The sequence below is a fragment of the Pedobacter sp. Bi27 genome (assembly GCF_918698255.1).
GTDB lineage: Bacteria > Bacteroidota > Bacteroidia > Sphingobacteriales > Sphingobacteriaceae > Pedobacter.
In genome coordinates this window covers 116,764-131,247 of sequence record NZ_CAKKMW010000002.1, presented here as the reverse complement: position 1 = coordinate 131,247, position 14,484 = coordinate 116,764, and the positions used below count along the sequence as shown (strand labels likewise).

Here is a 14,484-nt window from a genome sequence, read left to right as displayed (position 1 = left end):
TTTATCTTGCTCTTTTCTGCAGGTCAGCAATAGGCATACTGATCAATCTTCCAATGGGTTGTTTACCACGATAGGTAATTACACGTAACATACTGGCATCTTTTGGCACCTGTAATGCGGCTGTGTATTTCGGGTAAAAGCGATCGGGAGTAGAGTTGTCGAAGCTATAATAGATGTCCAGACCATCTATTTCTGGCGTCAATTCGATCATTAACTGTTTATCTGCACTGCGTTTAACTGTAAAAATCGGATCGTAAATAGCAGGTGAGTATTTAATCTCTGAGAAATCTAATCGTTTGAAATGCTGTTGTGTACGATCAACGAAATTTGCCCAGTTTTTCTTTTCAATCGGACTCCAGATCGATTCTGAAATGGCAAATGCACGTGGCCAAACCATATATTCTACCTGGCGGAAAGTAAATACCTGTTCTGTCCAAAGGTTAGCCTGTGCACCAATCACATATTGTGCATTTACACCCGCTGGAACGGGGTTAAACTGATAGGCTTTATTTAACCTTAACGAGGCATAAACTTTTGGTTCGGTAATCTGATCCGCCTGCATATAATCCAGATATGCAAAATCAGTAGGGCTCATTACCACATTGTGTTTTTCGTTCGCGGCCTGGATACCATATTTCATTCCTCTCCAGCTCATTACGGCTGCTGTTGGCGATACACCACCTTCTAAAATTTCGTCCCAGCCCATAAACTTTTTACCTTTCGAAATTACGATCTGTTCTACACGTTTTTCAAAATATGCCTGAACCTGTGGAATGGTTTTTAAACCTTCTCGTTGCATTAAGGCTTTAACCTGATCGTTCTTTTCCCAGAAATTATGAGGGGCTTCATCGCCACCCATGTGGATGTACTCGAAAGGAAAAAGTTTAGCTACCTGGGTAAGTACCGAATCTAAGAACACATAAACTTTTTCGTTTGCCGGGCAAAGCGTATTATCAACCAAAGCTGTTGGTGGAGCACCACGGCTCCAATCCATTATTTTCTCGCCTGAGCGAACTTTATAATTAACTGCATCTGGTGTGCATGATAATTCTGGGTATGAGGCAATGGCAGCTAAACTATGCCCCGGAACATCGATTTCTGGTAATATGTTTACAAAACGTTCTTGTGCATACTGAACAAGCTCTTTAATATCATCCTGTGTATAAAAACCGCCGTAGGTGCGAGGTTCATCAGCGGTAGGTGGGATGAAATCGCCGAAAGTTCCGGTTTTTTTAACGCTCCAAGCACCTATTTCAGTTAATTTAGGCAAGCCTTTAATTTCAATTCTCCAACCTTCATCATCTACGAGGTGTAAATGCAAGAGGTTAAATTTATAGCGTACCATATCATCAATAAACTGCTTTACCTCCTGTTTGGTGAAAAAGTGACGGGCTACATCGAACATTAAACCTCTCCATCCTAATTTCGGATAATCTACCACATCAACACAAGGCGCCTTCCATTTGATATTATTTACTAGTTCCTTGCTTTCTATTTCGGCCGGAAAAAGTTGAAGAAGCGATTGGACTCCATAAAAAATACCTGCAGGCTGATTTGCTGTGATGACCACCTGGGTAGGGTTAACATTTAATTTGTAGCCCTCTTTACCGAGTTGAGTATCTTCCTGGGTGTTTAAGATCAGTTTAATAGTCGGGTGACTTGAATTACTTACTGTGCTTACAAATTTGCCTGTAGCAGTAGTAATCCGGTCAGAAAGGTAAGCGATAGATTGTTTTAATTCTCCACTTTTAACAGTCTGGATGGTTACATTTTCTGGCAACGTAAAAGTACCTGCCTTTTTCATTAAGGATACAGGTTCGGGGATGATGGCAATTGGTGTTTGCACAACTGCGCTTTCGGAATCGCCGATTTCAGTTTCTGTAACTATAGACTGAGCGAAGGTATTGGCTGCAAAAAAACAGCAGGAGATAATCAGGAATAATTTTTTCATTAAAATAATTAAAGCGGGTTAACCGAATAAGTATAATCCGCAATTTATTAAAAAAGATTTTAATCGGAGGTATTTGTGTGGAAGGAAATGTTCAAGAAGCAAAGCGCGGAGCACATAACGTTTGGTTTGGATAAAATCGTTATTGAATTTATGGCATTATTAGAGATTTGTCAGCCTGAGCAGAGTCGAAGACTTAATGGCAAAATCTGTCTACTCAGGAAACTTCATTTCATTACCAATGACGGATTTTAAAGATCGGTCGTCATTGCGAGGCACGAAGCAATCTAAAGCGCACGCTGGAAGCGATCGTAAGATTGCTTCGTCGGCTGAAAAAGCCTTCTCGCAATGACGATTTCTCGTAAACTACAAAAACCTTTTCAACCATTCCATAGCTTTCTCATCATCGGTAAATGATTTAATTGGAATAGGAGGGGTTTGAAACTTAAACAGGATTTTCATAATCAATTGGGCTAAACCGGGTTTCGAAACCATCGCCATCGCCGTATAAATTTGAGGCAATTGCTCCGTAGAAAACTTTCGTGTTTCTTTGTCTGGAACAGGAGAGCTTTTTAAGTAAATCAACAATGGAACTTTCTTATTCCCCGTAATTTTCTTCACCAGTTCAACATTGGCCGCAATATTTTCTACTGTACGTAAAATGCTTTTACTGTACGAAATGAGTATTCCATCATCTGTTAACAAATAATCGGCAATTTCGCCTTCAATAAGTTGTTTGTCGCTATCGTTTTCCATTTATTATCCCCTTAAATGATAGCCTTTTGGTTTAGTAAAAGCTCTTAATCCCTGATGCGATAATGTAGCCCCAATGCCCGAATATTTTCTTCCACTCCATGGCAATGCTGCACTCACTCTGTCGCAGCAATTCCAATAACCCGAACCCGCGTCAAGCTGAGATAGTATTTTTTCAGCCCTTGCCTGATCGGCCGTATAAACCGATGCCGTTAAGCCATAATCTGTATCTTTCATCATATTTAAGGCCTCTGCATCGTCTTTCACCTTCATAATTCCGATAATCGGTCCAAAACTTTCTTCCTGCATTACCAGCATATTATTGGTAACATCTGTTAGCACTGTTGGTTCAAAATAATAGCCCTTTCCCTCAATGGCCTTTCCGCCAGTTAATAATGTTGCACCTTTACTTAAGGCATCCTTAATTTGGTTTTCCAATACCAAAATCTGCTCTTTCCGTGTTAAAGCACCAATATATACGCCATCGGTTGTTGGTTGGCCCATTTTCCAGCTTTTAACTTCGGTAACAAAGGCATTTAAGTAATTTTCGTAATTTTTCTCATGCACATAAATGCGCTCAACTGAACAACAACTTTGTCCGTTATTGTAAAAAGCACCATCAGCGGTACCAACCGCAGCAGAAGCAACATCGGTTACATCTTCGGCAATATACAACGGATCTTTTCCGCCTAATTCCAATTGGCAGGGAACCATTTTTGCTGCTACTTTTTCGTAGATGAATTTCCCCGTTTTATAGGAGCCAGTAAAAAAATAACCATCAAAACCCATTTCTAATAATGCCGCTCCCGTTTCTTTTGCACCAACAGCGATATGGAAAACATCATCGGGTACCCCAGCTTTTTTTAACATTTTTTCAATCTCGATTCCGGTTAAGGTGGCATATTCTGAGGGTTTGTACATTACGGCATTGCCACTCAATAAAGCTGGGATAAATACATTTACCCCAACAAGATAAGGGTAATTCCAGGCGGAGATATTACAAACTACACCCAGGGGTTCGTATTTAATGATTTCTTTGAGTCCTGGTTCATCGGTCATTATTTCATTGGCCAGGTATTTTTCGGCATTGATCAACATCCATTTGATGCGGGCTCTTGCACCATTAATTTCGTTGCGCGATTGTTGGAGTGGTTTGCCTACTTCGCTGGTTAATACCGATGACAATTCTTCTATTTCAGCCTCCATTAAATCACTAAACCGAGCAATAACCGAAATCCTTTCGCTAAGGGTTTTGTTGGTCCATTGTGGTTGAGCTTTTTTTAAAGTATCTAATTTAGTTTGGAGCGTAGATGAGTTATCTTCCGCTAAACTTGTAATAATTTCTGCTGTTGCCGGGTTGATGATCTGCATGTTATTCATTTTTTTACCACGGATTTTTCACAGATGAGCACAGATTTTTAAAAAGGGTTTAGGACTAACATCCTAAATTAGCTTAATACTTACAATCTGTGTTTATCCTTTTTATCTGTGGTTGATATTTAATTTTATCGCATTAATAAAAGCCTCGTGTAAGTTTTTGCTAAAAGGGCCTTGCTGGTCTTTTAATCGTTCAGGGTGCCATTGTACAAATAACAAAAAGGATTTTCCTTCCGGTTCCACCCGCTCCATGGCTTCTGTAACGCCATCTGGTGATATTGCACTCACCACCAAACTTTTCCCTGTTTTATCGGTGCTTTGGTGATGGTTACTGTTCACTAGGCCTTTATCGGTATTCACAATCTGGTTCAGCCACGAGGAAGGATTGATGATAATTTCGTGATATCGGTCAGATTTATCGTGCATTTTTGAATGATCGAATTTTCCCCAGGTTGGGATATCAGGAATCAAAGTTCCGCCAAAAAATACGTTACCCACCTGCATGCCTCTACAAATGCCCAAAACAGGGACAGAATTGGCTTCGGTATAGGTTAAAACCTTAAATTCAAACTCGTCACGTTTTTCGTCAATATCATCATCATAACAGTAAGGATAGTATTCGGGCTGATTATAAAAACGGGGATGAACGTCTTCTCCTCCAGTTAAAACGATCCCATCACATTTTCTGATCTCGTCGAAATTGTTGAGCTTGTACCCGAGCTGGATTACCTCCACATTTTTGTTGTAGGATAAAACCCAATCCCGATAGATGTTGAATTTGCTACAGTCGGTAACACCAATTATTATTTTATCAGACATATTAATTAATTCCACTGATTTATCTTTTTTCCTTCGGGATGATTACACCTATTTTTCCTTCGGGGATGATTACACCGATTTTTAGATTACACTGATTTTAATGGTTTAGTAATCCTAAAATCACGTAATCTTTTAATTCTAATCTATAACGCATTTAAGTACAATTGTTTAAAATCTTCCCTGCTTACCGGTTTAGGATTGTTTGGATGTGCAAAATCTGCAAAGGCTAAATCGGCAAGTGTTTCTATATGTTCATTTTTAACGCCAATATCACTCAATTTATGCGGAATATTCACTTTCGTATTTAAATCGAACAGATATTTTACAACAGCCTCACCATTTTCATCTTTGAGATCCAGCGTACGGGCAATTTTTTTAAAACGATCTTCAAAGCCAGCAACATTGAACTGCATACCGTAAGGAATATTCACTGCATTAGCCAATCCGTGATGGGTATCTAACAAAGAAGAAAGCGGATGCGCAAGTGAATGCACTACACCCAAGCCTTTTTGAAAAGCAATTGCGCCCATCATCGAAGCCATTAACATTTTGCTACGGCTTTCTAAATCGGGATTGTTGGTTGCCCGTTCCAGTGCATCTTTGATCAATGAAATTCCCTCCAGCGCGATTCCATCACACATCGGGTGGAAATTTTTAGCCAGATAAGCTTCCATATTATGTGTCAATGCGTCCATACCTGTTGCGGCAGTGATAAAGGGCGGCAAATCCATGGTTAACTCGGGGTCTGCAAATACGATCTGCGCCATTAATTTTGGCGAGAACAGGATTTTTTTCTGGTGGGTTTCATCGTCGGCAATAATTGCGCTGCGGCCAACCTCACTTCCTGTACCTGATGTGGTTGGGATGGTGATAAAATGTGGAACATCGTTCGTTACGTAGACATCGCCGCCGATTAAATCATCATACTTGAATAAATCCTCGCGGTGATTAACACGGAGTACAATTGCACGGGCAACATCTAAAGCTGCACCACCACCAATACCAACTATACTGTCGCGATTTGTAGCATCCCAAACATCAGTACCTTTATAAACATCACTTTTTACCGGGTTTTTGTGGACGTCGCTAAAAACCTCGACAGCAATACCCTTTGCTTTTAAATCTTCAACAATGGTTTTAAAAAAGTGAAGTTGCGCAATGGTGGGGTCGGTTACAATTAATGGGGCCTTTAAATTGTTTTTGCTTAAGTAGGCGGGCAACTCTTTTACTGCGCCAGCACCAAAACGAATGGTTGTAGGGAAATTAAACTGATGGATTTTATCAAATATCATGACAACTAATTTTTCTTTTATTTAACCACCTTAGGTGTTTGAGTGCAACTAAGGATGAGTTGTTATTTTACTGTTTATTAAAAACCTAACTAATATACAGTTAGCTAAGGTGTTCTAAGGTGACTTAGATGGTCAACATTTTACTTTGTTTTTATTTTTTTACCACCTTAGGCACCTGAGGTCACATAAGGTTGGGTGTTAATATCAAGATTCTGAACCAAGTTACCAATCACAGATTTTAAAAAAACGGTCGTCATTCCCGCGCAGGCGGGAATCTTAATGCAACCTATAAACCCTGCCAAGGCATTAGGATTATTCATAAGTTTTCGTTAATTCAACGGCATTCATGAGCACTCCGTGGTTCCCAATCAAGTTGGGAATGACGATGACCCGTATTCTCTCATATTTAGTCATTGTTTTTTTAAAAATTTGATTTTTAGCATGAACACTTTAGGCTAAATAATTTCTAAATACCTTTTCAATTCCCAATCGGTTACTACTTTAGCATATTGCTTGCATTCCCATTCGCGGGTCATGGTAAAATGATCAACGAAATCTCCGCCCAATAATGTTTTGGCCAGATCAGAATTTTTCATCTTTTGTGTTGCTTCAAATAGATTACGCGATAGTATGCCGTTCGATAAATCGGTATATCCGTTTCCTTTGGTGGCCGGTTGTTCGAGTTTTAATTTATTTTTAACACCGTACATTCCTGCTGCCAAACAGGCCGAAAGTGCTAAATAAGGATTGGTATCCGAACCCACTATGCGGGTTTCTAAACGCGAAGCCTTTTTGCTTCCAGGTAATGCGCGCAATGCAGTTGTACGGTTATCGATTCCCCAGGTTACCGTAGTTGGCGCCCATGCGCCTTCAACTAAACGTTTGTAACTGTTTATGGTAGGGGCAATCAATGGTAAAAGGTATGGAAGGCAATACAACTGACCAGCGATATAACTTTTCATTATTTCGCTCATTTTAGCTGCATCTTTTTCATCGTAGAACAAATTGATCTTCTTGTCTGCGTCCCAGAGGCTTTGGTGCACATGGCCACTGCATCCCGGTAAGTTTTCGCTTATTTTGGCCATAAATGTGGCGAGGATACCATGTTTATAGGCGATTTCCTTTACGGCTGTTTTAAATAATATGGCCTGGTCGGCAGCTTGCAAAGCAGGAGCATATTTGATGGCCGCTTCGTAAACCCCTGGTCCGGTTTCGGTATGCAAACCTTCAATCGGGATATCGAATTTATTTAGCAGTTCGAACAGATCGCTCATAAACTCATTTCGGTAAGTGCTCCTCAAAATGGAATAACCAAACATGCCTGGACTTAAAGGTTTTAAATTAACGAAACCTTTCTCTTGTATCGTCTCTGGCGTTTCTGAAAAATTGAACCATTCAAATTCCTGTGCAAAGAGCGGCGAAAATCCTTCACTTTCACATTCTGCAATCACTTTCTTTAGCAACTGCCTCGGACAGACAAAACTTGCCTGATCCTGATCGTCAATAAAATCGCCCAAAAAGAACGGCACGTCATTTTCCCAGGGAATTTTCCGAAAGGTACTCAAGTCGATTTTAACTTGTGCATCGGGATAGCCGGTATGCCAACCTGTATATTTTCCATTTTCATAAGCCACATCACCTGCATCCCAACCAAAGGTAACATCACAGAAACCCAATCGGCCTTCAACCAGGGATGCGAATTTTTCGGCAGCTACATATTTCCCCCTTAAAATACCGTCGATATCGGCAACGGCTAATTTTACTTTTCCAGAGGGATGATTTTTAACATAATCCAGAATTTCCTTGCTCGTATTCATTAATCTGCCTTTTTAAATATTTTATATAGAAGAAATATGCCCAAAATAATACCCGAATAAATTAAACCCAATTTAAGATTATAAATCAGCATTGCGATGAAAGAAACGCAGGAAATAATTAATGCAATAATGGGAAATAACGGATAAATTGGTGTTTTGAAAGGTCTTACCATTTCTGGTTTGTTTTTCCTCAGTACCATTACCGAAATCATCGAGATGATATATAAAGTTAATGCGCCAAATACAGAAATGATAATAATTTCGGCAGTTTTACCTGATAAAAGTGCGATGATACCAATCACCATATTGCCAATTAATGCATTTGCGGGTGTTTGGAATTTAGGAGAAATTTTTCCGAGGATAGCCGGGATACTTTTTACACGGCCCATCTCGTAAGTAGAACGGCCGGCTGCCAAAACTAATCCATGAAAGGAGGCTACCAGGCCAAATAACCCAACCGTGATGAGTAAATGATACATCAGGTGGTTATCGCCTGTGATCATCGAAAGGGCGAGTGGTAAAGGCGAATCAGAGGTTTCGCCCGATTTTCCGTTTTTATACACAATGGCTTCCCAGCCGCCAATGCCAATGGTGGAGATAAAAACAAGCACACATAAAACAACCAATGTAAATATGCCCCAGCCAAAGCCCTTGCCGATATCTCGCTGTGGGTTCTTGGTTTCTTCGGCTACATTTGCAACGCCTTCAATACCCAGGAAAAACCAGATGGCAAAAGGGATAGCAGCAAAAACACCGCTCCAACCATTTGGGAAATTGTTATGGACCAGGTTTTCTGCATGAAATTTAGGCAATGTAATGCCTGAGAACAATAACAGTTCGCCAACGGCCAAAACGGTAATAATCACTTCGAACGAAGCCGCGGCTTTTACGCCATATACATTTAGGGCGGTGAAAATAAAATAAACTGCAATTGCACTGGTGAGGATGGGGACCTGTGGAAAGAAAGCATTAAAATAAGCACCAATGGCAAAGGCAATGGCAGGTGGTGCAAATATAAATTCGACCATTTGGGCAATACCTGCAATAAAACCGATGTTTTTACCCAGTGCGGTATTGGCATAATCGAAAACACCACCGGCTTTTGGTATCGCACAGGCCAGTTCGGCATAGCTGAAACTAAAGGTAACATACATTACCATAATGGCAACCGTAGCGATGGCCATACCCAGTGTGCCGCCTTTTTCAAGACCTAAGTTCCAACCGAAATACATCCCCGAAATCACATATCCTACACCAAGCCCCCACAGCATAAAGGGCGTAAGGGTTTTCTTTAAACTATCTTTTTGTTCCATTGACAGGATGATAAGATTTAAATAGGTTTATATTAATTGCCCGGAAATGATAAACTATTAACCTCGGTATCTGGTGTTTAAAGTAGTAATTATTTTTTAGTTAAGGAGATAATATATTTGTTTTTGGTTAAAAATAAAAAACCAATGCTTAAGCATTGGTTTCAATAAAATTCGTTAAGATAAGCTGTTTTGGCTATTCCAAATCACGGTTTTTATTCACGATCTGGCTGTCTCTCGTATTTTTCTGCACTGTAATGGCGCCAAATAGCGAGAGTAAAAAGGCAAAGGCATAAAACCCTTTTTCGCTGGGCAGCAAAGTAGCATTCCATAAACCGATTACCAATAAAGTAATGGTTAAGAGCGTAGAAAACCAACTGATACCGTAATAAATTTCAGTAACCGGAATTCCTTCCAATTTATCGCGAACAGCTTTTTGTAAAGAGATTACGGCGAAAAGGCCAAACATCAATACGGTAAAATAATATCCTTTTTCATTAAGAAGCATATCAGAACGCCATAGGCCTACAATAAAGCCGATCATTCCGATACCTAATGCAATCCAGGCAGCTGCCACGAACGCATTCGATGGTTTTTGATTCATTGTTTTGAGATTTAATTTAATTCAATAGACAACGCTAAAGATTGGCAAAAGGTATAAAAATTAAAAGACAGTACCTTAAATTATTTTGGAATATCAGCACCTTGGGGATAAAAAATCAAACAAAATCCCATCTTTTGCATTATAGCTGTATAACCTTATCTTAGTTATATGCGAACATTGCTTACTTCTGCCCAAATGCGTAATGCCGATCAGTTTACGATTGCGAATAAACCAATAGCATCAATCGATCTGATGGAAAAGGCTGCAAGGGCTTTTGTTCAAACTTTTTTAAGAGACGAGTTTGATACCAATAAAAGCGTTGCTATATGCTGTGGTAAGGGAAATAACGGGGGAGATGGATTAGCCATTGCCCATTTGCTTATCGCTAACGGATACGAGAATATAAAAGTTTACATCATCAATTTCAGTAAAAAACAAAGCGACGATTTTGCCATCAACCTACAGCGGATTGAAGAAACGAGATGCAAAAAAACGATCATCAACCAGGTTTATGACTTAAAGAACCTGAAAGCCGATTTAATTATCGACGCCATTTTAGGCTCCGGTTTAAATAAACCTTTAAGCGGAGAATATGAACAGCTGGTTCAGGTCATTAACAAGCTGAATAAAAAAGTGTATGCAGTTGATGTACCCACTGGTTTTTTTGCGGAAGGCAAGCTGCCTAAAGATTACAACGGTATAAAAGCCTATAAAACAGTTTGTTTTCAACGGCCGAAGATTAACTTTTTCTTCCCAGAGTCGGCCATGGCAACTGAAAAATATGAGGTGGTTGATATTGATCTGGATGAGGCTTTTATCCAAAAACAAGAGGCAGATTTTTATTTGGTGGAAGAAAGTGATATTGAAAAGATCCTGAAGCCCCGAAAATTGTTCAGCCATAAAGGTACTTACGGCCACGCACTGATAATCGCGGGAAATAGCAATACCATGGGTGCGGCTTTATTGTCTTCGATGGCCTGTTTACACACAGGGGCGGGATTAACCACAGCCTGTATCCCACAGAGCGGATTAACCGCCTTAAATATAACCTTACCAGAAGCAATGGCGCTACCAAGGGACGAATACACGAGGATAGAGAATCCCAAGAAATATCAGGCAATTGCTATTGGCCCAGGTTTAGGTACTGAGGCTGAGAATGAAAAACTGCTCGAAAGCTTGATTATGGCCAACCAGGCAATGATTATTGATGCCGATGCTTTAAATATTCTGGGCGAAAGACCCGATCTAATCAATAAACTTGCCGCAAATACCATTCTTACCCCACACATGAAGGAATTCGATCGGTTATTCGGCGAACATGATAACTGGTGGGACAGGGTGCAAAAGGCTATAGAACAGGCCATGCAAAAGAAGATCGTTATCGTGCTTAAAAACCAGTATACTTTTATCTGCCTGCCTACAGGTAAGGTACTCATCAATCCTACGGGCAATGCGGCAATGGCGCAAGGGGGAATGGGGGATATTCTTACCGGTATTATTGCAGGCTTTGTCGCACAGCAATATTCGGCAGCAGATGCCGCTATTTTAGCGTGTTACATTCATGGAAAAGCAGGCGATGCTTTAGCGCACGAACACTTTGTGGTTACCGCCTCTCAGGTTGCAACGAGGGTGTCTAATGAAATTAAAGTGCTCATATCCAATTAGTTTGTTCGTTGCGTGTAGTTAGCCACAATTGTGGAGAAAAACTGGTATTAATCTACTATGCTTCTAGTTTATAATTTATAGTTTAAGGGAGTATTTAAAATAACAGATATCTTACGGAAAACAAATTATTATGGCACAAAAAGAGTACACGCTGAATGAATTAATTCAGGAATCGGCAGAGAATCCAAATGAAAACGATTTTTTCGAATTAGAGAAACCTGCCATGCTGGAGGTAAATCTAAAAAATCAAAAAATATTGGCAAAAGCAGGTTCGATGGTTGCTTACATTGGGAATATCGATTTTAAAAGAGAAGGACTATTGAGCAAAGGTTTGGGTGGTTTGTTAAAGAAAGCCATATCTGGCGAAGGTACTTCGCTGATGCACGCCACTGGAACAGGTAAATTATATCTGGCCGATGAGGGCAAGAAAGTAAAGATCATCAAACTTCAAAATGAAGCGGTTTTTGTAAATGGTAATGATGTATTGGCTTTAGAAGACAATATTAAAAACGAAATAAAAATGCTAAAAAGCATTGCAGGGATGATGAGCGGTGGTTTATTTCAGGTTAAGTTATCGGGCAGTGGCTATATTGCCATTACCACACATGGCGAACCGAATTTATTAAGGGTTACCAGCAATCAGCCTGTGTACACTGATCCTAATGCTACAGTAGCCTGGTCTGAAAACTTAACACCAAATATTAAAACCAATTTAACTTTCGGGTCTTTTATCGGAAGAGGAAGTGGCGAATCTTTCCAATTAGAATTTTTTGGCGAGGGATGGGTTTTGGTACAGCCCTACGAAGAGGTGAAATACGCAGCGAAATCTTAATCATCGAATCGTCATCTCGACCGCAGTGTTCCAAAGGAACTCCTTTAGAGGAGAGATCTTTAAGACAAGGTCTCTCTGCATGTGTTAATCAGGTGTTGAGCTTCGTTTAGCAGAAATATTTATCCACTTTTTTGGAAAGCACATGCAGAAGCATTTAGGCAACGATAGTCCTGCCATTCGCTTTACCGCTCTGCGTTTGGTGTTCGCTGTTGTCAGGTTTAGGCGGCGCGGCCATTCATCATATTTAAGGTTGCATAGAGCAAAACCTATGGCTTAATAGGCTATTCTCTTATTTGCAAGAGGGTATTGGTACAGCCTTATGAAGAGGTGAAATACGTAGTGAAATCTTAATATAGTAGCATCGTCATTCCCAACTTGATTGGGAACCACGCAGTGCTCATGAATGCCTTTGAAAAGAAGAAAGCCTATGAATAATCGTAATGAAATAGGCTTTAAGATTCCCGCCTGCGCGGGAATGACGGCGTAATGCTTGTAAAAAAACTAAAAATCCCAGCATTGATAAAATGCTGGGATTTAATATTTTAACTAAATAATCTCTTTTTAAACACCGCCCATTACGGTTAATTTATCCATTGTTGGATTAACACTTCCGCCCATAGGCTCTATAGTTACCGCAAAAGCCTGTGCTTCCTGAATGGTCTGCATTTTTACCAATGCTTCGTTATTAGTTGAATCCGTTTTGCCGAATACGCCTAAACTTACCGGTTTCCCGTTTACCAAAGCCCATAACTGATATTGATGTGCTGCATCGGTTTTTGGTAAATCCATTGCTACATAGTTAATTAGCACACTTTTATCTTTTTTGTTCCAGTAAACTTTCATTTTCGAGCTCGGGCTAAAAGCTTGGCCAGCCATTCTGATGGTTGCCCATTCTTTGCTGTCGGCCATTGCAGCCATATTATCTAAACCCTGGTTTTCGAACTCTAATTTGCTTACTACGCCAGCAAATTTTTGTTTATCCAGATTCAAACTTGCAATTTGGTCGTGTGCAGCATTTAGCTTGTTATAGGTAATAAACAATGCCGCTGTACTTACTACCAATAAAGCTATACAAGCAACTAAGGCATAACGCAAAGTTCTTACTTTGGCATCGCTTCCATCTAAACGTATAATTCTTGGTTCTTCTGTATAAATTGGTTCGGGTTGAACATTCACATGCTCTTCAACTTCACTTAACCCCAACTTTTCGAATAATCTTGTTTCTACATCTGCAGATGGTTCTACAGCATTTTGCATAGCATATTGCTCCATAGCTTGCTCAATGGCAGCTATTTCATCTCTTACCTCAGGGTGTTGAGATGCCATTTCCTCAACCTGCAACGCTTCTTCAGGTGATAAATCACCTAAAACGTACAGCTCAAGTACTCCAGATTCGATATATGCTTTTAAATTTTCCACGCTCAATTAAAATTCCTTCTCAATTCAATAATAGCCAACCGGATCCGGGTTTTCACCGTACCTAATGGCAGATCTAACTTTTCTGCGGCTTCCACATGAGTGAAACCCTTGTAATAAACTAAATCAAGAACTGCTTGTAGATCCGGTTTAAGGTTCTCCACAAGTTGCTTAACTCCAAGAATATCAGGATTAAACGTTACCTTGTTTTGTTCATCAACGAAACTTACGTTATTTTCTATATCTTGGTTTTTGAGTGAATTCTTAAAGTCTTTAGAACGTAGTTTGTCGATTGATAAATTGCGGGCAATGTTCATCATCCACGTAAACAAACGTCCTTTGGTATTGTCATAGTGTGCAGCAGACTGCCAGATTTTTACAAAAGTTTCTTGTAGTACATCCTCAGCAAGCTCTGTGTGGGTAATAATGCGCGAAATAACGCCATAAAGCGCTGACGAATACATGCTGTACAGTGTTTTTAGAACCGCGGGATCTTTCGATTGCAGTGCTTGAACAAGTTCAGGCTCAGTTAGGGTTAATTTTTTTAATGCAGTCACTATTGGTTACTAAGATACAATACAGAACAGTAAAAGCAAAAAAATGTTTTGTAAATGCATTCCGCCAGGGAGTACGATTATAAAATATTTTAAA

Annotated in this window: 12 protein-coding genes; 2 read left to right on the top strand and 10 right to left on the bottom strand. The window is 39.9% G+C overall.

Translation table 11 applies throughout. From position 1 onward, the window contains the following. Position 1: 1 nt before the first annotated feature. The 8 genes from LQ227_RS05930 to yiaA form a co-directional block, all read right to left on the bottom strand. On the bottom strand, positions 2-1,951 hold the full coding sequence (locus tag LQ227_RS05930; protein ID WP_230148667.1) for a beta-N-acetylhexosaminidase: 1,950 nt from the start codon (positions 1,949-1,951) through the stop codon (positions 2-4). A gap of 363 nt (positions 1,952-2,314) precedes the next feature. Beyond that, positions 2,315-2,704 carry an STAS/SEC14 domain-containing protein gene (locus LQ227_RS05925; RefSeq protein WP_230145846.1) on the bottom strand — a complete coding sequence of 130 codons (390 nt, stop codon included), beginning with the start codon at positions 2,702-2,704 and terminating at the stop codon, positions 2,315-2,317. Between the two features lie 3 nt (positions 2,705-2,707). Further along, positions 2,708-4,072, bottom strand: a complete 1,365-nt coding sequence (locus tag LQ227_RS05920) for an aldehyde dehydrogenase family protein (RefSeq protein WP_230148665.1) — start codon at positions 4,070-4,072, stop codon at positions 2,708-2,710. A 111-nt stretch (positions 4,073-4,183) separates the two neighbouring features. Further along, the gene (locus tag LQ227_RS05915; protein WP_230145849.1) at positions 4,184-4,897 is read right to left on the bottom strand and encodes a gamma-glutamyl-gamma-aminobutyrate hydrolase family protein; all 714 of its coding nucleotides are present in this window, start codon (positions 4,895-4,897) and stop codon (positions 4,184-4,186) included. 143 nt (positions 4,898-5,040) lie between these two features. Further along, positions 5,041-6,189, bottom strand: a complete 1,149-nt coding sequence (locus LQ227_RS05910) for an iron-containing alcohol dehydrogenase (protein ID WP_230145851.1) — start codon at positions 6,187-6,189, stop codon at positions 5,041-5,043. Positions 6,190-6,644: 455 nt separating this feature from the next. After that, positions 6,645-8,006, bottom strand: coding sequence for a glutamine synthetase family protein (locus tag LQ227_RS05905; RefSeq protein ID WP_230145853.1), 1,362 nt, complete (start codon positions 8,004-8,006; stop codon positions 6,645-6,647). Next, positions 8,006-9,319, bottom strand: a complete 1,314-nt coding sequence (eat, locus tag LQ227_RS05900) for an ethanolamine permease (RefSeq protein ID WP_230145854.1) — start codon at positions 9,317-9,319, stop codon at positions 8,006-8,008. Before eat ends, LQ227_RS05905 begins: the two co-directional genes overlap by 1 nt. Positions 9,320-9,512: 193 nt before the next feature. Beyond that, positions 9,513-9,920, bottom strand: a complete 408-nt coding sequence (gene yiaA, locus LQ227_RS05895) for an inner membrane protein YiaA (RefSeq protein WP_116252319.1) — start codon at positions 9,918-9,920, stop codon at positions 9,513-9,515. Positions 9,921-10,088: 168 nt separating this feature from the next. Between yiaA and LQ227_RS05890 the strand changes: the two genes are divergently transcribed. Continuing rightward, entirely contained in the window at positions 10,089-11,585 is a 1,497-nt protein-coding gene (locus LQ227_RS05890) for an NAD(P)H-hydrate dehydratase (RefSeq protein ID WP_230148663.1), read from the top strand. Between the two features lie 130 nt (positions 11,586-11,715). Beyond that, positions 11,716-12,417: an AIM24 family protein gene (locus LQ227_RS05885; RefSeq protein WP_230145856.1), complete on the top strand. Its 702-nt coding sequence runs from the start codon at positions 11,716-11,718 to the stop codon at positions 12,415-12,417. A gap of 561 nt (positions 12,418-12,978) precedes the next feature. Here LQ227_RS05885 and LQ227_RS05880 read toward each other — a convergent pair. Next, on the bottom strand, positions 12,979-13,836 hold the full coding sequence (locus tag LQ227_RS05880; protein ID WP_230145857.1) for an anti-sigma factor domain-containing protein: 858 nt from the start codon (positions 13,834-13,836) through the stop codon (positions 12,979-12,981). A 2-nt stretch (positions 13,837-13,838) separates the two neighbouring features. Then, on the bottom strand, positions 13,839-14,390 hold the full coding sequence (locus tag LQ227_RS05875) for an RNA polymerase sigma factor (protein ID WP_131027860.1): 552 nt from the start codon (positions 14,388-14,390) through the stop codon (positions 13,839-13,841). Positions 14,391-14,484: the final 94 nt, after the last annotated feature.